Source organism: Enterobacter adelaidei, from assembly GCF_041937165.1.
GTDB lineage: Bacteria > Pseudomonadota > Gammaproteobacteria > Enterobacterales > Enterobacteriaceae > Enterobacter > Enterobacter adelaidei.
Genome location: NZ_CP154353.1, coordinates 2,344,792 through 2,363,946 on the forward strand (window position 1 = coordinate 2,344,792; position 19,155 = coordinate 2,363,946).

The 19,155-nt window shown below is 55.4% G+C and carries 19 protein-coding genes; 11 read left to right on the forward strand and 8 right to left on the reverse strand.

Going from position 1 to position 19,155, the window contains the following annotated elements; translation table 11 throughout:
- Positions 1-136: 136 nt before the first annotated feature.
- The 7 genes from adhP to AAHF05_RS11435 all read left to right on the forward strand — a co-directional run bounded on the left by adhP (position 137) and on the right by AAHF05_RS11435 (position 8,411).
- Positions 137-1,147: an alcohol dehydrogenase AdhP gene (gene adhP, locus AAHF05_RS11405; RefSeq protein WP_049006495.1), complete on the forward strand. Its 1,011-nt coding sequence runs from the start codon at positions 137-139 to the stop codon at positions 1,145-1,147.
- A gap of 149 nt (positions 1,148-1,296) precedes the next feature.
- Positions 1,297-2,916, forward strand: a complete 1,620-nt coding sequence (locus AAHF05_RS11410; protein WP_129325101.1) for a TIGR04028 family ABC transporter substrate-binding protein — start codon at positions 1,297-1,299, stop codon at positions 2,914-2,916.
- Between the two features lie 10 nt (positions 2,917-2,926).
- On the forward strand, positions 2,927-3,871 hold the full coding sequence (locus AAHF05_RS11415; RefSeq protein ID WP_023327539.1) for an ABC transporter permease: 945 nt from the start codon (positions 2,927-2,929) through the stop codon (positions 3,869-3,871).
- Positions 3,868-4,719: an ABC transporter permease gene (locus AAHF05_RS11420; RefSeq protein WP_049006500.1), complete on the forward strand. Its 852-nt coding sequence runs from the start codon at positions 3,868-3,870 to the stop codon at positions 4,717-4,719. The genes AAHF05_RS11415 and AAHF05_RS11420 overlap by 4 nt, the downstream gene beginning before the upstream one ends.
- Positions 4,716-6,323: an ABC transporter ATP-binding protein gene (locus AAHF05_RS11425; RefSeq protein WP_129325100.1), complete on the forward strand. Its 1,608-nt coding sequence runs from the start codon at positions 4,716-4,718 to the stop codon at positions 6,321-6,323. Before AAHF05_RS11420 ends, AAHF05_RS11425 begins: the two co-directional genes overlap by 4 nt.
- On the forward strand, positions 6,320-7,309 hold the full coding sequence (locus tag AAHF05_RS11430; RefSeq protein WP_028018924.1) for a putative FMN-dependent luciferase-like monooxygenase: 990 nt from the start codon (positions 6,320-6,322) through the stop codon (positions 7,307-7,309). The genes AAHF05_RS11425 and AAHF05_RS11430 overlap by 4 nt, the downstream gene beginning before the upstream one ends.
- 10 nt (positions 7,310-7,319) lie before the next feature.
- Entirely contained in the window at positions 7,320-8,411 is a 1,092-nt protein-coding gene (locus AAHF05_RS11435; protein ID WP_129325099.1) for an alkylhydroperoxidase domain protein, read from the forward strand.
- Positions 8,412-8,416: 5 nt separating this feature from the next.
- On the opposite strand, the gene araJ is transcribed toward AAHF05_RS11435, so the two are convergent.
- The 5 genes from araJ to AAHF05_RS11460 form a co-directional block, all read right to left on the reverse strand.
- Positions 8,417-9,592, reverse strand: coding sequence for an MFS transporter AraJ (gene araJ, locus AAHF05_RS11440; RefSeq protein WP_374936326.1), 1,176 nt, complete (start codon positions 9,590-9,592; stop codon positions 8,417-8,419).
- 155 nt (positions 9,593-9,747) lie between these two features.
- Positions 9,748-10,254: a YbjP/YqhG family protein gene (locus AAHF05_RS11445; protein ID WP_129325097.1), complete on the reverse strand. Its 507-nt coding sequence runs from the start codon at positions 10,252-10,254 to the stop codon at positions 9,748-9,750.
- An 18-nt stretch (positions 10,255-10,272) separates the two neighbouring features.
- Positions 10,273-10,464: a hypothetical protein gene (locus AAHF05_RS11450; protein WP_241697901.1), complete on the reverse strand. Its 192-nt coding sequence runs from the start codon at positions 10,462-10,464 to the stop codon at positions 10,273-10,275.
- Positions 10,465-10,735: 271 nt separating this feature from the next.
- Positions 10,736-11,254 carry a YbjP/YqhG family protein gene (locus AAHF05_RS11455; protein ID WP_128347662.1) on the reverse strand — a complete coding sequence of 173 codons (519 nt, stop codon included), beginning with the start codon at positions 11,252-11,254 and terminating at the stop codon, positions 10,736-10,738.
- Complete coding sequence (locus AAHF05_RS11460) at positions 11,254-11,622, reverse strand: NlpC/P60 family protein (RefSeq protein ID WP_128347661.1); 369 nt, start codon at positions 11,620-11,622, stop codon at positions 11,254-11,256. Before AAHF05_RS11460 ends, AAHF05_RS11455 begins: the two co-directional genes overlap by 1 nt.
- A 159-nt stretch (positions 11,623-11,781) precedes the next feature.
- On the opposite strand from AAHF05_RS11460, the gene ppk2 reads away from it, so the two are divergent.
- The 3 genes from ppk2 (at position 11,782) to AAHF05_RS11475 (ending at position 13,214) form a co-directional block, all read left to right on the forward strand.
- A complete protein-coding gene (ppk2, locus tag AAHF05_RS11465; protein WP_049006511.1) occupies positions 11,782-12,600 on the forward strand; it encodes a polyphosphate kinase 2 in 819 nt (272 codons plus the stop codon).
- A 102-nt stretch (positions 12,601-12,702) separates the two neighbouring features.
- A complete protein-coding gene (locus AAHF05_RS11470; protein WP_049006512.1) occupies positions 12,703-12,891 on the forward strand; it encodes a type II toxin-antitoxin system CcdA family antitoxin in 189 nt (62 codons plus the stop codon).
- Positions 12,892-12,956: 65 nt separating this feature from the next.
- On the forward strand, positions 12,957-13,214 hold the full coding sequence (locus AAHF05_RS11475; RefSeq protein ID WP_238934226.1) for a CcdB family protein: 258 nt from the start codon (positions 12,957-12,959) through the stop codon (positions 13,212-13,214).
- A gap of 51 nt (positions 13,215-13,265) precedes the next feature.
- Here AAHF05_RS11475 and fdnI read toward each other — a convergent pair whose 3' ends face one another.
- From fdnI to fdnG, 3 genes are read right to left on the reverse strand one after another with little or no spacing between them, the layout of a single operon-like run.
- The gene (gene fdnI / locus AAHF05_RS11480) at positions 13,266-13,922 is read right to left on the reverse strand and encodes a formate dehydrogenase-N subunit gamma (protein ID WP_028018918.1); all 657 of its coding nucleotides are present in this window, start codon (positions 13,920-13,922) and stop codon (positions 13,266-13,268) included.
- Positions 13,915-14,796: a formate dehydrogenase subunit beta gene (fdxH, locus tag AAHF05_RS11485; protein ID WP_129325096.1), complete on the reverse strand. Its 882-nt coding sequence runs from the start codon at positions 14,794-14,796 to the stop codon at positions 13,915-13,917. Before fdxH ends, fdnI begins: the two co-directional genes overlap by 8 nt.
- 11 nt (positions 14,797-14,807) lie before the next feature.
- Entirely contained in the window at positions 14,808-17,855 is a 3,048-nt protein-coding gene (gene fdnG / locus AAHF05_RS11490; RefSeq protein WP_164989122.1) for a formate dehydrogenase-N subunit alpha, read from the reverse strand.
- A gap of 221 nt (positions 17,856-18,076) precedes the next feature.
- On the opposite strand from fdnG, the gene yddG reads away from it, so the two are divergent.
- Positions 18,077-18,955 carry an aromatic amino acid DMT transporter YddG gene (yddG, locus tag AAHF05_RS11495; RefSeq protein ID WP_028018914.1) on the forward strand — a complete coding sequence of 293 codons (879 nt, stop codon included), beginning with the start codon at positions 18,077-18,079 and terminating at the stop codon, positions 18,953-18,955.
- Positions 18,956-19,155 lie beyond the last annotated feature (200 nt).

The window sequence follows — 19,155 nt, forward strand, 5'->3', positions numbered from 1 at the left end:
GCCGTATTCTTAATCTTAAATCGAATCAAATGATGACATTATGTTGCCGTAGCCTTGCATTACCAGGCTAATGTATCAATCCTTAAGGGGTATTACACCTGCTATGCAAATTCTAATCATGAACAAGGAGATACACATGAAGGCTGCTGTTGTCACTCAGGATCACCAGGTCAATATCACCGAAAAAACGTTAAGACCGTTAAAGCATGGAGAAGCCCTGCTTAAGATGGAGTGCTGTGGCGTATGCCATACCGATCTCCACGTGAAGAACGGTGATTTCGGCGATAAAACCGGGGTTATCCTGGGCCATGAAGGGATTGGTATCGTAAAAGAAGTTGGTCCTGGCGTGAAATCGCTTAAAGTCGGCGATCGCGCAAGCGTGGCATGGTTTTTTGAAGGCTGTGGTCACTGCGAATACTGTAATACCGGCAACGAAACCCTGTGTCGCGATGTAAAAAATGCCGGTTACTCCGTGGATGGCGGCATGGCGGAAGAGTGCATTGTTACCGCGGATTACGCGGTAAAAGTGCCGGACGGTCTGGATTCGGCTGCTGCCAGCAGCATCACCTGCGCCGGCGTGACCACCTACAAAGCGGTAAAAGTGTCTGGTATTAAACCGGGCCAGTGGATTGCAATTTATGGTCTGGGCGGGCTGGGTAACCTCGCACTGCAGTACGCTAAAAACGTCTTTAACGCCAAAGTCATCGCTCTTGACGTTAACGATGAACAGCTGAAGCTGGCGGCAAGCATGGGTGCGGATTTAACTATCAACTCACGCAGCGAAGATGCCGCTAAAATTGTGCAGGAAAAAACCGGCGGCGCGCATGCCGCAGTCGTCACTGCCGTCGCAAAAGCAGCATTCAACTCAGCGGTTGATGCCGTGCGTGCCGGTGGCCGCGTGGTCGCGGTTGGCCTGCCACCGGAAGCAATGAGCCTCGATATTCCGCGTCTGGTGCTGGACGGTATTCAGGTTGTCGGTTCGCTGGTCGGTACCCGTCAGGATCTGCAGGAAGCGTTCCAGTTTGCGGCAGAAGGCAAGGTCGTGCCGAAAGTCACGATGCGTCCGCTGGAAGACATCAACGCCATCTTTAAAGAAATGGAACAGGGTCAGATACGTGGCCGTATGGTGATTGACCTGCGTTCATAATCACCCACCGTTCAAGTACCGCTCCTGACAGGGGCGGTTTTTTATAGCCATTTTCCGGCAATCCTTATCTTAATTCCTTTGTTCCCTTGTTTTCCCCCGCGCCCGATGATGAATCCGACGCTAACAAGAAGATAACAAAGGAATTCACCATGCAAACCCCGTTTCGTCTGCCGCTGCTGACGGCGCTGATTCTGACGACCACCGCAGCCTGGTCCGCGGATGCACCTGTTAAAGGCGGCACGCTGATTTATCTGGAGCAACAGGCACACACCAACCTCTACCCGCCCGCCGGTGGCTTCTACCCGAACGGCGGCATTCTGAACCAGATCACCGACAAACTGACGTGGCAGAACCCCAGGACGCTGCAGGTGGAGCCCTGGGTGGCAGAAAGCTGGACCACCAACGCCGATAAAACCGAATACACCTTTAAAATTCGCCCTGGCATCACCTTCTCTGACGGCACGCCGCTGGACGCGAACGCCGTGGCAAAAAACTTTGATACCTACGGTTTAGGCAATAAGGCGCAGCGCCTGCCGGTGTCAGAAGTGATCAATAACTACGATCGCAGCGAAGTCATCGACCCGCTGACCGTGAAGTTCTACTTCAAAAAACCGTCGCCGGGGTTCCTGCAAGGCACCGCCACCATTGGCTCGGGTCTGGTCTCGCTCAGCACGCTGAAACGCAATTTTGAAGAGCTGGGGGATGCCCGTCATATCATTGGCTCCGGCCCGTTTGTGGTAAAGGACGAGAAGCTGGGTCGCGAAGTAACGCTGGAAGCGCGTAAGGACTACCAGTGGGGTCCCAAAAATCTGGCGCAACAGGGGCCAGCCAATCTTGATGGCATCAAGTTTATCGTGACTCAGGAAGACAGCGTACGCGTGGGCGCCCTGCTGGCCGGTCAGGCTGATTTTATTCGCCAGGTGCAAGCATATGACGAAAAGCAGGCTACAGATCAGGGCTATAAGATCTATGCTGCCCCGACGCGCGGGGTGAACGACAGCATCAGCTTCCGTCCGGATAACCCGCTGGTCTCCGATATTCGCGTGCGCCAGGCGCTGCTGCATGCCACCAACGCAAAACAGGTGGTTGAGACCCTCTTCTCGGCCAACTATCCGCAGGCGAAGTCAGTGATTGCCGATTCCGCCGCAGGTTTTGTCGATCTCAGCGACAAATTGGCCTTTGACCCGGCTAAAGCCAACCATCTGCTGGACGACGCGGGCTGGAAAGCAGGCAGCGACGGGATCCGCGCCAAAGACGGCCAACGTCTGGCACTGACGGTGTATGAATCCCTGCCGCAGCCGCAAAACAAAGAGGTGCTGCAGCTGGTTGCCCAGCAGTGGCGACAGGTGGGCGTGGCGCTGAGCGTCAAAGCCGGTGACGCAGGCAGCCGCACGCTGGATAACCTTGACCCGCTGAAAACCCCGTTAACCGTCTCCGAAGTGGGCCGCGCCGATCCTGACGTGGTGAAAAGCATGTTCTACCCGGCTAACCGCGACGCGCTGCTGCAAAAAGGCGGATCCAGCGACAAGGTCAAAAACTTCCGTGACGACAAGCTGAATGAACTGCTGGTGAACATTTCTGCTGAAGTCGATCCGCAAAAACGCCTGCAGCTGACGGGGGACGCCCAGCGCTACCTGCTGGATAACGCCTACGTCATTCCGATTTTCGAGGAGCCGCAGGTCTTTGCCGGTGCGCCGTGGCTGAAAGGCATCAATTTTGAAGCGGTAGGCCGCCCGTCGTTCTACGGCGCGTGGATTGAGAAACACTGAGGAGCCGACGATGCGCCACGCACTTCTTCAACGCTTTGGGCACGGGCTGCTGGTACTGTGGGCCGCCTTTACCCTCTCGTTCGTGTTGCTCCAGGTGCTGCCGGGCGACGCGGTGCTGATTAAATTTCAGAACCCGGACCTGGGCTTAAGCCCGGCGCAAATCGAGGAGATGCGCGTGGCCTACGGCGCGGACAGCCCGCTGTGGCAGCAATACGGTCATACGCTGCTGGCGATGCTGCGCGGGGATTTCGGCTATTCGCTACAGGCAGGGGTGCCGGTCAGCGAGCTGATTGCCAGCAATCTGCCGGATACCCTGAGCCTCGCCCTGCCAGCCTTTTTACTCGCGGTCCTGCTGGCATTTGCGCTGGCCTTTGCGTCGCGCCTGCCGGGTCTGCGCTGGCTGAGTAATACCCTCCAGTCTCTGCCAGTCCTGTTTATCTCTTTACCGACGTTCTGGCTGGGGATTGCCCTTATCCAGCTCTTTTCTTTCCAGCTGCGGCTGATCCCGGTGATTAACCCGACGCCGCTGCAGGGGCTGATCCTGCCAATCGTAACCGTCGCGATCCCAATCTCCGCCCCGCTGGCACAAATTCTGATGCGCAGTCTGGACCAGGTGGCGACGCAGCCGTTTGTCGCCGTCGCCCGTGCCAAAGGGCTGAGTGAAACCGCTGTCCTGTGGCGTCATGTGACCGGCAACGCCCTGCTGCCAGTGCTAAATATTGCCGGGCTACTGCTCGGCGAGCTGATTGCCGGGGCGCTGATCACGGAAACCGTTTTTGGCCGCAGCGGTCTCGGGCAACTGACCCAGCAGGCGGTGAATAACCAGGATATTGCCGTACTTCAGGCGGTGGTGATGATTTCCGCCCTCGGTTTTGTCCTGATCAATCTGCTGGTGGACCTGCTGATGCCGCTGCTGGATCCCCGTCTGCAAACCGTTACCGGAGGTGCATCATGAGCCTGGTCGATTACGCTGCCGCCGCGCGAAAACGCGTTCCCGCCTGGCAGGGCGTCGCGTGGCAACCAGGACTGTGGCTGGCATGGGCAGTAATTATCATTGCGCTTTTTGCCGCCGTGGCGCCCGGCCTGTTAACCCACTACAGCCCGATTGAGGGCATCGCCGGTGCACAGCGCCTGGCGCCGCAGGCGGGACACTGGCTCGGCACCGATCAGCTTGGTCGCGATGTTTATACCCGTATTGTTTATGGTGCGTCCCACTCCCTGAGCGCGGCGCTGGCCGCCGTGACGATGGGTCTGCTGGCAGGCACCGGCTTAGGGGTGGTTGCCGGGGCGTTCGCCGGACGCGTCGAGTCTCTGCTGATGCGCTTCGTCGACGTGCTGTTGTCCATCCCGTCTCTGCTGCTCTCGCTGACGGTGATTATTCTGCTCGGGTTTGGCACCGTTAACGCCGCGATTGCCGTAGGCGTTGCCTCCATTGCCAGCTTCGCCCGCCTCGCGCGCGGTGAAGTCGTGCGCATCCGCCACACGGATTATGTCGAAGCGGCGTTTGGCTGCGGCGGGACGTTTTTCGCCGTGCTGTGGCGACACATCCTGCCCAATGCCTTAACTGCCGTCATCGCCTTTGCCACGCTGCAGTTTGGTCAGGCCATCCTGGCGCTCTCCACGCTGAGCTTTCTCGGTTACGGCACCCCGCCGCCGGTGCCGGAGTGGGGCTTATTGATCGCCGAAGGCCGTAACTATCTCTCTACCGCCTGGTGGTTAACCACCTTCCCCGGCGTGGTCGTCATCGCCGTGGTGCTGGCCACCAACCGTATCAGTCAACAGTTCAGCGGAGGCCTGAAATGAGCGTACTCTCGGTAGAAAACCTGACCATCAGCTACCGTACCGCGCGCCAGTGGCGCGAGGTGGTGCATAACGTCAGCTTCACGCTCGGGCGAGGAGAAATGTTGGCCTTTGTCGGCGAGTCCGGCTCCGGCAAAACAACCACGGCGCAGGCGATCATCGGTCTGCTGGCCGATAACGCCCGGCGCGATGCGGGAAAAATCATTCTCAACGGCGAGGAGATAAGCCAGTGGTCCGCTAAGCGTCTCGATACCCTTCGCGGCGCGCGAGTTAGCCTGGTTCCGCAGGACCCGGGTAATTCGCTCAACCCGGTGAAGACCATTGGTGCGCAGGTTGGAGAGATTATTCAGCTACACCAGAAAGTGACTCGCGCTCAGCGCGACGAGCAGGTGCTCGCCCTGCTGACAAAGGTCGGCCTGAGCCACCCCGAACAGCGCATGACCCAGTATCCGCATCAGCTCTCCGGCGGGATGAAACAGCGCGTGCTGATTGCCATCGCCATAGCGCTGCGCCCGGACGTCATCATTGCCGATGAGCCTACCAGCGCGCTGGACGTGACGGTGCAAAAACGCATTCTTGACCTGCTGGATATCCTGCGCCGGGAATCGGGTACCGCCGTTCTGTTTGTCACCCACGATCTCGCGCTGGCCGCTGAGCGCGCGGACAGGCTGCTGGTTTTTCGCGATGGGGAGGTTCAGGAGCAGGGAAACACTGCCGATATCGTGCGCACGCCGCAGCACGCCTACACCCGCCAGCTGTTAAGCGATCTCCAGGGCCAGCGCCTGACCATTGCCCCGGTGGCAGGTCTGCCGCTCGCGTCACCGGCCATTCGCGCCCGCGCCATCAGCAAACAATTCTCCCTGGGCAAAGGCCATCAGCTTCAGGCGCTGGATCGGGTAACGTTTAACGTCAGGCGCGGCAGCACGCATGCGCTGGTGGGTGAGTCCGGCTCCGGAAAAACCACCCTCGCCCGTATTTTGCTGGGTTTCGAACAGGCAGACAGCGGACAGGTCATTATTGATGATATTGATGCCACCACGCTTAGCCGCGAGGCCCGTCGCCAGCTGCGCCAGAAGATCCAGTTTGTCTACCAGAACCCGTTTGCCTCTCTCGACCCGCGTCAGACGCTGTTTGAGATCATCGAAGAGCCCCTGAAGAACTTTTCTCGCCTCAGTAAGGAGGAGCGAAAGGTCCGGGTGGAGACCGTGGCGCAGCGGGTTGCCCTGCCCGTCGATATTCTGAGCCGCACTGCCCGTGAGCTTTCAGGCGGGCAGCGCCAGCGCGTGGCTATCGCCCGGGCGCTGATCCTGGAGCCGACCATTCTGGTGCTGGACGAAGCCACCTCCGCGCTGGACGTCACCGTGCAGGCGCAGATCCTGGCTCTGCTTCAGCAGCTGCAGCAGCAACTGGGGTTGACCTATCTCTTTATTACGCACGATCTGTCCACGGTTCGCCGAATCGCCCACAGCGTCACGGTGCTGCGCAGCGGTCAGGTGGTCGAACAGGGCGACGTCGGAACCTTATTCACGTCGCCACAGAACGACTATACCCGCGAGCTGATTGCTGCCATTCCCCATTTTTCACCCGCTACGGAGGAGTTCGCATGACGCGAAAACGCCTGGGATTTTTCACCCGCCTGCTTGACGACGCTACGCCGAAGGAGCGCTATCGTCTGGCAACTGAACAGATCCGCCACGCCGAACGCCACGGCTTTGACAGCGCCTGGATTGCTCAGCACCACTTCCATGAAAGTGAAGGCGGCCTGCCGTCGCCGCTGCTGTTTCTGGCACACGTTGCGGCGCATACCGAAACCATTCGACTCGGCACGGCCATCATTACGCTACCAATGGAAAACCCGCTGCGCGTCGCAGAAGATGCCGCGGTGCTGGATTTACTCGCCGATGGACGTCTCGAAGTCGGTTTTGGTTCGGGCGGCACGCCGACCTCTTTCCTGCCGTTCGGACTGACGTTCGAACAGCGCGGCGCGGCCTTTGCTGACCATCTACATGTGATCCAGAGCGCCTGGCGCGGGGATTCGCTCACCCATCCGGATAACCACCTGTACCCGCCAGCGCCACAGCTGGCCGACCGTATCTGGATAGCCACCTTCTCAGTTGACGGTGCCGTTCGCGCCGCGCAGGCCGGACACGGTTTAATGCTCTCCCGCACGCAGCCGCGCCCGGCAGATCGGCTGGATTTAACGCTCGACGCGATCCAGAACCCGATTGTGGATGCCTACCTCGATGCGCTGCCGGCAGGCATCGCCCCGCGTATTCTGGCCTCCCGTACAGCCTTCGTCGCTGACAGCGATGACTATGCGCTCAGAGTCGCAACGCCGGGTCTCGCGAAACAAGCCCAGCAGCATCGCGCTGCCGGATACACGGTTAAAGGTGACAACGTCACTGATTATCGTCGTCAGTTCGATGCCCATATCGGTTCGCCTGAGACGGTGCTGCGTTCGCTGCAGGCCGATTCCGTTCTCCGGCGCGCCACGGATATCTCATTCCAGGTCCATTCGGTCGAGCCTTCGCATCGCGACACGCTGCGCTCCATCGAACTGATCGCCGAACATATTGCCCCCCACATCCTTTGAGGAGACACCTATGTCATTAAGTCAGGACATTCTCGCCGAGCTGGCGGAAATTAAACCCGGTTCCCCTCTGGCAGAGGCGCGCGCCACGCGTGATGCCGCCACACGACACGCGCAGGGCAGCTACGAAATTCTCTTCAGCCAGCAGGACACCGATTTCCCACTTGATGAACGCTTCACTGTGGCAGCAAAAGTTGCCAGATGGCACAACGCAGAGGCGCTGGCCGCGCACTACGCGGGCTTTGGCCTGGCCGATCCGACCACGGAACGGCTTACCCCGGCGCTGAGCTTCGCGCGTCTGCTGACGTTCTCACCCGTCGAAGCGACGCCTGCTGCGTTAAAGGCGCTGACCCAGGCGGGATGGAGCAAGGAAGGCATTGTTACCCTGGCGCAGCTCGTCGCATTTGTGAGCTTCCAGAGCCGACTCATTACCGGGCTGCGGCTGCTGAACGACAGGCCTGTCGCCACAAGCGATGCGCCGGTGGCGGCAGGCATCTGGCACACGACCGCAACAACGGTCACCGGAAAGGCGGCACCCGTCGCATTTACCCAGCAGGAGCTGGGATGGGAACCGTGGATAGCGGCCAAACTGCTGGCGGACTTCCGTGACGATGAGGTTGCCATCCTGACGAAATTTGGCCATACCGACTCCGACTACTTCCGCCTGCTGGCGCGCAACCTGCCGGTACTTGAACAGCGCACGCTAACGGATAAAGGAATTTTTTATACCCCAGGAGGATTGCCGCGCGCCGAGCGCGAGCTGGCCGCAACGGTCGCCAGTAAAATCAACGGCTGCATCTACTGCGCATCTGTCCATGCACGTAAAGCCAGCCAGCTGTCAAAGGATGACGGCGCGGTAGAGGCGCTTCTGGCGGTGCGTCCGGGGCAATCCCTGAGCGAGGGGCAGTCTGCGCGCTGGCAGGCGGAAATTAACTTTGCGGCAGCGCTGTCGGTTACGCCGCCTGCCGCCACGCCGCTGCACCTTGCCGCACTCGAAAAAGAGGGGCTGGATACCCTGGCGCAGCTTGATCTGGTGCAGTCCGCGGCGTTCTTCGCCTGGGCCAACCGCCTGATGCTGACCCTTGGCGAGCCCTGGCTTGCCTGACCCGATCAGGCTAGCGCGCGAGCGTTAGCCTGAGCCTGCCTGGCCCGCAGATAACCGTAGATCAGCAGCGCGCTCATGGCCGAGAAAGAAAGTATCGCCGCAGGCAGCGTGACGTAGCTCCAGCTAAAGCCGAGTGTAATCATCATCCCGCCGAAAAATGCGCCAACCGCACGGCCGAGATTAAATGCCATCTGACCGCCTGCAGCACCCAGCATCTCACCGCCCTTCGCATTCTGCAGGAGCAGAATTTGCAGCGGCGCAGAGAGCGCGAACAGCCCGGCACAGCAGATAAACCCCATGACCAACGAGGCCGTTTTCAGTTCACCAAAGGCAAAAAGCAGCAGCAGAGAAGTCACAATCACCATGTCGGTGGTGGCCGCAATGCGCAGCGGGCTAAAGCGACCCGAGAGTTTGCCGCTCAACAGATTGCCCAACACCATACCAAGTCCCATCAGCATCATGATGGCTGTCATCACCCCTTCGGTGAAGCCAGAGACGTTGACCATAAATGGTTTAACGAAACTGAACCAGGCAAAAACCCCGGCGTTGCCAAACATGGTGGCAGCAAAAATCAGCCAGGGTTCTGGTTTTTTAAGGAAGTGGAACTGCTCGGTCAATTTGATTTCTGATGTGTCGTGGATATCCGGTACCCAGAGCAGAACCGAGAGGATCACTAGCGCATCGAACACTGCAATCAGGAAAAAGGTATAGCGCCAGCTGAATTCGTGCCCCAGCCAGGTACCCAGTGGAACGCCCACCAGGTTGGCTACGGTCATTCCGGCGATCATCCCGGCCACCGCGACCGTCACTTTCCCCGGCGGGGCAATTTTAGACAGAATAATCGCCCCGACACCGAAAATCGCGCCGTGCGGAAAACCGGAAATCAGGCGCCCGGCCGCCAGCCAGAAATATGACGTAGAAAACGTAAACAGAGCGTTCCCGACCGCGCACAGGGCAACCAGAAACAGCAGCGTGGTTTTTAACGAGAACTTGCCTGAGAAAAGCGCCACAATCGGGGCGCCAATCACCACGCCGAAGGCATAAAACGAGATCATATTCCCGGCGGAGGGAATCGAAATACCGGTGTCATGCGCCAGCTCGGTTAACACGCCCATAATGCCAAATTCAGCCATTCCCAGACCAAAGGTGCTCAGCGCCAACGAAAAAATTGTCTTTTTCATACCTCAACCACTGGTTAATCACTCGCGACGGGCATTATTGAATAATCTTGTATGGTGAGCCAGTTCAAATGAGCTGGCTGACACGTTAATCCATTAATTCAGATGCTTTATCCAATATTTTTTTAAATCTGGTGAGAGGGTTTGAGGTGTAGTTTTTACAATGCGCTTTCTGCCGCTGCTTTAGCGCGTGTAATAGCGCCAGTATTGAAAATTGGATGCTCGTGATTGTTCGTTATGTCACGAACGCGGTAGATTTTCCATGCATCACCTTCACGACGAAGAAATACTTCAAGGTGTATGCTTCTCCCGCCACCCGCCCCCTCAATGACCTGGACTACTTCACCGTTTAAAAATGGTCTTGCGTTTTCCACTCGTAACGCAGGTATCCATTCGCGAGAGTAATCCTGAGTATATGTAAAATAGTCGGACTCTATTAACTCTTGTTCAGAGATTTCCTGAATGGCACCAATGCGAACAATAGTATCAGCAGAAACATATTTACGCAGTTCGTCGGCAGGGTAAGGCCTGGCTTCATCACTGCCGAATGCGGAAAGATAGGATTTATAAAATGATATGGTAGTGTCTTGCGCACTCTGATCATGATTGGCTGTCGAACTACATCCCACTAACAACATACCGAATAATATAAATATCCTTTTCATCAATGCATCCTGTAAATTTTAAAGGTTGGTTGCATTTTGCGATACCCCGGCCCTGAATTCCGCCCCACAATCTTTTGCATAATCTGTGTTCGGTACCTTAACACCTCCAGCCAGAATAGCCAGGCGGGTAAATTTAGCACATTCACTATGAGAGTGCCCCAGAGCGTGTGAACGGAGATACGAAACTGCAGCTTCTTTATTCCAACTCATTCTTAGTTCCTTTAAGTAAGTAAGAATGAAATTATTACGTTAACCTGTAATAAATTGTGGGATTAAAAATGCTGAAATTGATAGTTATTGCGACGATCTGACAGGGGTACTGATGCAATGCATCTTTGCGAATACCCCTGTCGGATCGCCGGAAAGCAAAAACCCCGCGCTGGCGGGGTTCTCGTCATGTTCAGATTGTTAGCTTATCGTCGCTGCCGTGCGGCGCAACTCTGCCAAGCATAAAAGGATTATCGAACTTTCTGACCTGTTTTCAAGTTTTACGACGGAAATCAGCACAACCGCTTTCAGCAGCAGACTTCGCGCGCGTGATGGCTCCTGCATTAAATATTGGATGTTCGTAGTTATCGGTTACATCACGGACCCTGTATATCTTCCATGTACCAGACTCACGCCGAACATATACCTGAAGCTCTAACTTCCCTCCGTGCTCCTTACCAATCCATACGGGCAAAATCTCGCCACCCATAAAAGACCTGGCGTCACCAACAGTGAGTGCCGATACCCACGATGGATCATAGTCCTGCGCATAAGCGAAGTAATCAGATCCAATAAGGTCTTGTTCGGGTATCGACTCAATATTATCCAGTCTTTTGAGCGTGTCGGCAGAGACATATTCACGCAGCTCGGACGGAGAGTAATTATTGTCGCTGCTGGTAAGAGACATCAGATAAGTAGAGTAAAAAGAATGTACTCGCATCGGAGCAGACTGATACTGCTTAGCTGAGCAAGCGGATAGCAAGCATGCACATAACACTATTGCAGCACGCATCAATTCTTCCTGTAAATTTTGAAGGATGGCTGAGCTGAGCGATACCCAGGGCCGGGGTACATTCCGTGCTGTCGGAAATCAGAAATCCATTGTGTTCCGTCATACATTGTCATATGCCCGCTTGAGTTTCCACCCGGATAGGGTTGAATGACAGCGACATCACCACTCAATAATGTTGAACCCGGTGGAACTTCATGAAACCCCGCTCGCAATAATGATGGCCCGTAATCTTTTGCGTTTAGGGTTCTCTCCAGCCTGATGCCACCTGCTTGTATTGCTTCCCTGGTAAAGGTTGCACATTCGTTATGTGAACGACCAAGAGCGCGTGATCGAAGATGTGAAACTGCAGCTTCTTTATTCCAACTCATTCTTAGTTCCTTTAAGTAAATAAGAATGAAATTATCCCATTAACCACACAATGTGAGCGGTATTAAAAGTGCTGATTTTGTTGCGTCCGCGACGATCTATTACACTTCATAGTGCGGCCTCGCTTTTTTCCCGCGCCGGATAACCTGAGGATGACAATCATGGGAAGCAAAAAGAAAACCAGTGCCACTGTTGATGTCGTAAAAAATGCACCGCTAAAAACCAAAGAGTATGAGCAAGAGCTTCGTCGCCTGCACGTTGAACTGGTTAAGCTCCAGCAATGGGTTGTCGCCAAAGGACTCAAAGTGTGTATTGTTTTTGAAGGACGCGACGGCGCCGGCAAAGGCGGTACCATTAAAGCGATCACCGAGCGCGTCAGTCCACGCGTGTTCCGCGTGGTTGCCCTCCCCGCGCCAACTGAAAAAGAGAAAACCCAGCTCTATTTTCAACGTTATGTTCCCCATTTGCCTGCCGCCGGGGAGATCGTCATATTTGACCGAAGCTGGTATAACCGCGCGGGTGTCGAGCGGGTAATGGGATTTTGCACCCCTGAGCAAGTTGAGAAGTTCCTTGATGGTGCGCCGGTTATGGAAAAAGCGATGGTGGATGCAGGGATCATCCTGCTGAAGTACTGGCTGGAGGTGACGCCGAAAGAGCAGGAGCGCCGTCTGCGTGACCGCATTAACGATGGTCGTAAAATCTGGAAGCTGTCACCGATGGATATTAAATCCTTTAACCTGTGGGACGAGTATACCCTTGCGCGCGACGCAATGTTTGAAGCCACCGATACCGCCTGGGCGCCGTGGTTTGTGGCGCGTTCAGAAGATAAAAAACGCGTGCGCCTGAATATTATTTCGCACCTGCTTACGCAAATCCCGTATAAAGAAATTCATGTCGACAAGGTGGATTTACCGAAACGTAAAATAGGCAAAGTGAAACCCACGAAATACCCGTTCCGGTATGTGGAAGAGCGGTTCTGAAATTACTGGAATACGCCTCGCAGAATGTAGATTACCAGGGGGTAAAGTATTGTTTTTTGTTGGCTGCGGTTGATAATAACCGCACCAACAAAGGAGCTTAAAATGAAACCAAACCGAAGCAAAGACTATGGTAAAAGGGAGAGCGTGGCGAGTGGAGTCTCCCGTGAAGCCCAGACACAAGAGGCGCAAAGACGACAGCATCAGCAAGATAAAGAGTTCATAAGAGCCATGAATGAATTTACGGCTAAAGCGGGATTATTATCAGACGATCCTTTCTTTGGAGGGATTTAATGTGCTTTCAGTTTGACGTTTACCGTAACCCTTCAGAGAGAACCCGGGACTATCAACCTTATTTTATGATAATTCAACATGACTATTATGATGATTTATCAACAAGACTGATTATTCCATTAAGTTACCACAATTATTTATGTGGACATATCAACGCCGCGGCGCCCTTAGTGAATATTGATTTTGAGCGATATTTTCTTAACACCGCTGGCATAACACACGTGGAGAAAAAGAAACTAAATAATAAAAATTATGTATGCAATCTTCGCAGCGCGAGGAGTACTGTGATTGCGGCGATCGATGCATTAGTAACCAATACATAACGTAGGCCCGCGCAAGTGCAGCGCCGCCGGGCAAAGCCGACGGCGCAGGTCTTACTTCATGCCTTCCGTACTTTCCTGTTTCGCTTCCAGACGTTCCACATCACGATACCAGCGCGGGTGGTGTTTTTGCGCCCAGCGGCGGCTCACCTTCCCTTCAATCATCCCTTTAATCGATCCTTTCACCCAGAATGCCATATACATATGGATCAGGATGGCGTGGATCAGAATGATTGCTGACGTCGCGTGGATCAGTAGCGCATAACGCACCACCTGAATCGGAAAGAAGTGTGCGAAATACGGACGCCAGATAATCACTCCGGTCACCAGCAGCACAAAAATCATGCTCATGATGGTCCAGAACATCATCTTCTGCCCTGCATTGTATTTGCCCACTTTCGCGACTTTATGCTCGTTACCCTTCAGGACTTCGACGATCCCTTTCACCCATGGGATATCCTGCTTGTCCGGGATGTTGTGATGGACAAAGCGCACGAACATAAACATCAGCACCACGAAAATCAGCACGCCGAAAAACGGGTGCAGAATACGCCCCATTTGCGGAGTACCGAAGGTTTCGGTCAGCCACTGCAGCGTCGGGAAGAAGAACGAAATCCCCGACACCGCCACCAGGAAGAAGCAGATCACCACCGTCCAGTGACAGGCGCGGTCGACAAACTTCGTGCGCACGATCATTTTCGACTTACTCATGATGATCCTCCTCGTCGTCTACCTCTTTGTTTGGCCCAATCCCAATGTAGTGATAAATCAGCCCGGCAAAGGTGGCGATAAAGCCCGCCGCTGAGAGCGGTTTAAGCGCCCCTTTCCACAGATTGATGGACGTATCGATCGCCGGATCCTTCGGTAAGTTGTGGTACAGCTCCGGCTGGTCGTTATGGTGCAGCACATACATCACGTGCGTGCCGCCCACACCCTGCGGATTATAAATACCGGCCTTGTCGTAACCGCGTGCTTTCAGCTTGTCTACCCGCGCCTGCGCCACGTCCAGCATCTCTTTTTTGGTGCCGAAGTGGATCGCGCCGGTCGGGCAGGTCTTCACACAGGCTGGCTCCTGCCCGACGCTGACGCGGTCCACGCACAAGGTGCATTTGTATACCCGGTTATCCTCTTTATTGAGGCGCGGGATATTAAACGGACAGCCCGCAATGCAGTACCCGCAGCCGATGCAGTTATCCTGCTGGAAGTCGACGATCCCGTTGGCGTACTGAATAATCGCGCCGGCAGACGGGCACGCCTTCAGGCAGCCCGGATCTTCACAGTGCATGCAGCCATCTTTGCGGATCAGCCACTCCAGCCTGCCGTTCTGCTCGGTTTCGCTAAAGCGCATTACTGTCCAGGATTTGGCGCTCAGATCCGCCGGGTTATCGTAAACCCCAACGCAGTGCCCAACGTTGTCGCGGATATCGTTCCACTCCGAGCACGCCACCTGGCAGGCCTTGCAGCCCACGCAGGAGGAGACATCGATAAGCTTGGCGACCTCTGCCTTGTAGTCCCGCGCGCGGGGCGCGGGAGTTATCGGGTTAGTCGCGGAGCGTTTGATAACGTCTTGTGTTTCCATCGCCATGTAATCGCTCCTTACGCTTTCTCGATGTTAACCAGAAACGCCTTGTACTCCGGCGTTTGCGAGTTGGAATCGCCAACGTTTGGCGTCAGGGTATTGGCGATGTAGCCTTTCTGCGCCACGCCCTCAAAGCCCCAGTGCAGCGGGATACCGACGGTTTCCACCTGCTGCCCGTGCACGTTCAGACTTTGAAGACGTCGGGTCACCACCGCCACTGCGCGAATAAAGCCGCGCTTGCTGCTCACCTTCACGCGGTCGCCGTTGGCAATGCCCTTCACTTTTGCCAGAGTTTCGCTTATCTCCACAAACTGTTCCGGCTGGGCGATGGCATTAAGCCGTGCATGCTTGGTCCAGGTGTGGAAGTGCTCGGTCAGGCGATAGGTGGTCCCCACATACGGGAACTTATCCTTCTTACCTAAACGCAGCACATCGTCCTCATAGATACGCACCACCGGGCTGGAGACCACGTTTGGATGCAGCGGGTTGGTGCCGAGCGGCGTTTCCATCGGCTCGTAGTGTTCCGGGAACGGCCCTTCCGCCAGCTTGTTGAGGGCAAACAGGCGTCCCAGCCCTTCCGGCTGCATGATAAACGGCCCGGTGTTGCTGCCCGGCGCGGCGGTGTTGTAGTCCGGGATATCGTTCCCCGTCCATTTTGTCCCGTTCCACTGAATCAGCATCCGTTTCGGATCCCACGGTTTACCGTCGATATCCGCCGAGGCACGGTTGTAGAGCACACGACGGTTGAGCGGCCACGCCCATGCCCAGCCCAGCGTATTGCCCAGCCCGGACGGGTCAGCGTTATCGCGGTTAGCCATCTGGTTACCCTGCTCCGTCCAGCTACCGGCGTAGATCCAGCAGGAAGACGCCGTCGTGCCGTCGTCGCGCAGCAGCGCGAAGCTGTTCAGCAGTTGGCCTTTCTTCGCCACCAGGTTGCCCTTAGCGTCATAGAGATCCGCCAGCGCAACGCCATTGTTCTCTTTGGCGACTTCCTCTGACTCAGGATGGTCAGGCTGCTTGTAGTTCCAGCTCATCTTCAGCAGCGGCTCAGCGCCTTTGCCGCCTTCGGTGCGGTACATTTCGCGCAGGCGATGGTAAATCCCGGCCAGGATCTCGCCGTCGTTACGCGCTTCGCCCGGAGCGTCCTGGCCTTTCCAGTGCCACTGCAGCCAGCGGCCAGAGTTAGCAATAGACCCGTCTTCTTCCGCAAAGCAGGTGGACGGCAGGCGGAACACTTCGGTCTGAATGGATACGGTATCGACATCGTTCATCTCGCCGTGGTTCTGCCAGAAGTTAGAGGTCTCAGTGACCAGCGGGTCAATAACCACCATGTACTTGAGCTTGCTCAGGCTGCGCACAACCTTGTTTTTATCCGGGAACGAGGCCACCGGGTTGAAGCCCTGGCAGATGTAACCCGTGACGTCGCCCTTATCCATCATGTTGAAATACTTGATGACGTCGTACGCCTGATCCCATTTTGGTAGCCAATCGAAGCCCCAGTCGTTCTCTTTTTGCGCCGCGTCGCCGTAGAAGGATTTCATCAGGCTGACGTAGAACTTCGGATAGTTGCTCCAGTAGTTCACCTGATCCGGTAACGTCGCTTTTGGCGTATTCGCCTCAAGATACGTTTGCAGATCCGCCTGCTTTTCAGACGGCAGCGTCAGGTAGCCCGGCAGGCTGGTCGACAGTAAACCAAGATCCGTTAAGCCCTGAATATTGGAGTGACCACGCAGGGCGTTAACACCACCACCGGCCATCCCCATATTGCCGAGCAGCAGCTGGATCATCGCCATTGTGCGGATGTTTTGCGCACCAACGGTATGCTGCGTCCAGCCCAGCGCATACAGGAACGTGGTGGTTCTGTCGGCGGCACTGGTTGAGGCCAGCACCTCGCAGACTTTCAGGAAGTCCGCTTTCGGCGTGCCGCAGATGTTTTCCACCACCTCCGGCGTATAGCGGGAAACGTGCTGTTTCAGCAGGTTCCACACGCAGCGCGGGTGCGTCAGCGTTTCATCCCGCAGCGCATAGCCGTTTTCATCGAACTGATAGTTCCAGGTCGTTTTATCGTACTGGCGTTTTTCGGCGTCATAGCCGCTAAACAACCCGTTATCGAAGGCAAAATCATCCCGCACCAGCAGGTTCGCGTTGGTGTAGTGCTTAACGTATTCCGCGTTAATTTTGTTGTTTTCGATCAGGTACAGCAGCACGCCGGACAGGAACGTAATGTCCGTACCGGAGCGGATCGGCGCATAGATATCGGCCACCGATGCCGTACGCGTAAAGCGCGGATCGACGACGATAAGCATCGCATCGTTTTTATTTTTCGCTTCCATCGCCCAGCGGAACCCCACCGGATGAGCTTCAGCGGCGTTACCGCCCATCACCACCACGACGTTAGCGTTTTTGATATCAACCCAGTGGTTGGTCATCGCACCGCGACCAAATGTTGGAGCAAGACTTGCTACCGTTGGTCCGTGTCAGACGCGCGCCTGGTTGTCTACCGCCAGCATGCCGAGAGAGCGCACAAATTTTTGCGTCAGCATGCCGGTTTCATTGCTGGCTGCAGAGGCACATAGCATCCCGGTGGAGAGCCAGCGGTTAACCGTCACGCCCTGGGCGTTCTTTTCAATAAAGTTGGCGTCGCGGTCGGCTTTCATTAATTTGGCAATACGGGAGAAGGCCTCATCCCAGGAGATACGCTGCCACTTGTCGGAACCCGGCGCGCGGTATTCCGGGTAGCGCAGGCGGTTTTCGCTGTGAACATAGTCCAGCAGCCCCGCCCCTTTCGGGCAAAGCGCCCCGCGGCTCACCGGATGATCCGGGTCCCCTTCAATATGGTAAATCGCTTCTCTGGCGTTCTTCGCGCCATCGCCCAGGCTATACATTAAAAGCCCACAACCTACGGAGCAGTATGTGCAGGTGTTACGGATCTCTTTTGCGCGCAGCAGCTTATAGTTGCGTGCCTGAGCCAGCGCCATTTTGGGAGCAAACCCCAGCATGGCTGCCGTTGTTCCGGCCATACCGCCCGCGCAGATTTTAAAAAATTGTCTGCGGCTGACGTCCATTGTTGTCCTCTTTTTCGAATAAGACTTCGCGCCGCAAACTAGCAGTAACTCCCCTGATTTTTTTGCGTCAAATCAAGGTCATCTGTCTTCACCCCCTTAATAGTCACCACCGGTACATTTAAATACCCCTTTTTGATTAACGGTTTAAGAGAATAATTGGCGACAGCGTCAGGATGAATGCGATACATTTTTCCTTTGATTTTTATTGCAATGGCGAAGTAATGGACAGAAAAAAAGCAACGCTTATTGGGCTGGCGGCAATACTGTTATGGAGCACGATGGTTGGGCTCATTCGCAGCGTGAGCGAGGGGTTAGGGCCAGTAGGCGGTGCGGCAATGATCTACACCGTCAGTGGATTATTGTGTCTGGTGACGGTGGGATTTCCTGATATTCGCAAATTCTCGCCACGCTATCTTATTGCAGGCAGCGTGCTGTTTGTCAGCTATGAAATTTGCCTGGCACTCTCGTTGGGCTATGCCGCAACGCGATCGCAGGCCATTGAGGTCGGCATGGTCAATTATCTGTGGCCGAGCCTGACGATTGTATTTGCCATTTTGTTCAACGGGCAAAAATCAACACTGTGGGTGATCCCCGGCTTAGCCATCTCATTGCTGGGCGTCTGCTGGGTATTAGGCGGTGAACAGGGATTACATCTTGAGGAGATCACCCGCAATATCGTTTCCAGCCCGCTGAGCTACGCGCTGGCGTTTGCCGGGGCATTTATCTGGGCGGCCTACTGCACCGTAACCAGCAAATTTGCCAAAGGGCAAAACGGCATTACCCTTTTTGTTTTGCTGACTGCGTTGAGTCTTTGGGTGAAATATGCCCTTAGCGAGCAGCCAGAAATGGTATTCAGTGTCCCGGTTGTCGTGAAGCTATTAATGTGCGGTGTTGCTCTGGGTTTTGGCTATGCCTCATGGAATATCGGTATTCTCCATGGCAACGTCACGGTACTTGCCGCCGTATCCTATTTTACCCCTGTACTTTCTGCCGCTCTGGCTGCCGCCCTGCTGAGCTCTCCACTCTCTTTCTCGTTCTGGCAAGGTGCGCTGATGGTCTGCGCCGGGTCGCTGCTTTGCTGGTTCGCGACACGAAAATAAGGGTCCGTCGCTCTGCCGGGAGGCCTGTAACCCGGCAGAAAATTAACATAAATTTAATATGTGATCGCACGTCAAAATATTCATAAGCTCATTAGAGAATGTGTTTAAATTCTGTTTATATTATCGTTGTTTCGCATTCCCCCCCTCCTCTCTTCTTGACATAAACTGACACCGTAGCGCAATTACTCTCCTGCGAATAT

Excerpts from the sequence above, each read along its gene's own strand:
- adhP (WP_049006495.1), top strand. The coding sequence starts at position 137 with ATGAAGGCTGCTGTTGTCACTCAGGATCACCAGGTCAATATCACCGAA.
- AAHF05_RS11410 (WP_129325101.1), top strand. The coding sequence starts at position 1,297 with ATGCAAACCCCGTTTCGTCTGCCGCTGCTGACGGCGCTGATTCTGACG.
- AAHF05_RS11415 (WP_023327539.1), top strand. The coding sequence starts at position 2,927 with ATGCGCCACGCACTTCTTCAACGCTTTGGGCACGGGCTGCTGGTACTG.
- AAHF05_RS11420 (WP_049006500.1), top strand. The coding sequence starts at position 3,868 with ATGAGCCTGGTCGATTACGCTGCCGCCGCGCGAAAACGCGTTCCCGCC.
- AAHF05_RS11425 (WP_129325100.1), top strand. The coding sequence starts at position 4,716 with ATGAGCGTACTCTCGGTAGAAAACCTGACCATCAGCTACCGTACCGCG.
- AAHF05_RS11430 (WP_028018924.1), top strand. The coding sequence starts at position 6,320 with ATGACGCGAAAACGCCTGGGATTTTTCACCCGCCTGCTTGACGACGCT.
- AAHF05_RS11435 (WP_129325099.1), top strand. The coding sequence starts at position 7,320 with ATGTCATTAAGTCAGGACATTCTCGCCGAGCTGGCGGAAATTAAACCC.
- araJ (WP_374936326.1), bottom strand. The coding sequence starts at position 9,592 with ATGAAAAAGACAATTTTTTCGTTGGCGCTGAGCACCTTTGGTCTGGGA.
- AAHF05_RS11445 (WP_129325097.1), bottom strand. The coding sequence starts at position 10,254 with ATGAAAAGGATATTTATATTATTCGGTATGTTGTTAGTGGGATGTAGT.
- AAHF05_RS11450 (WP_241697901.1), bottom strand. The coding sequence starts at position 10,464 with ATGAGTTGGAATAAAGAAGCTGCAGTTTCGTATCTCCGTTCACACGCT.
- AAHF05_RS11455 (WP_128347662.1), bottom strand. The coding sequence starts at position 11,254 with ATGCGTGCTGCAATAGTGTTATGTGCATGCTTGCTATCCGCTTGCTCA.
- AAHF05_RS11460 (WP_128347661.1), bottom strand. The coding sequence starts at position 11,622 with ATGAGTTGGAATAAAGAAGCTGCAGTTTCACATCTTCGATCACGCGCT.
- ppk2 (WP_049006511.1), top strand. The coding sequence starts at position 11,782 with ATGGGAAGCAAAAAGAAAACCAGTGCCACTGTTGATGTCGTAAAAAAT.
- AAHF05_RS11470 (WP_049006512.1), top strand. The coding sequence starts at position 12,703 with ATGAAACCAAACCGAAGCAAAGACTATGGTAAAAGGGAGAGCGTGGCG.
- AAHF05_RS11475 (WP_238934226.1), top strand. The coding sequence starts at position 12,957 with ATGATAATTCAACATGACTATTATGATGATTTATCAACAAGACTGATT.
- fdnI (WP_028018918.1), bottom strand. The coding sequence starts at position 13,922 with ATGAGTAAGTCGAAAATGATCGTGCGCACGAAGTTTGTCGACCGCGCC.
- fdxH (WP_129325096.1), bottom strand. The coding sequence starts at position 14,796 with ATGGCGATGGAAACACAAGACGTTATCAAACGCTCCGCGACTAACCCG.
- yddG (WP_028018914.1), top strand. The coding sequence starts at position 18,077 with ATGGACAGAAAAAAAGCAACGCTTATTGGGCTGGCGGCAATACTGTTA.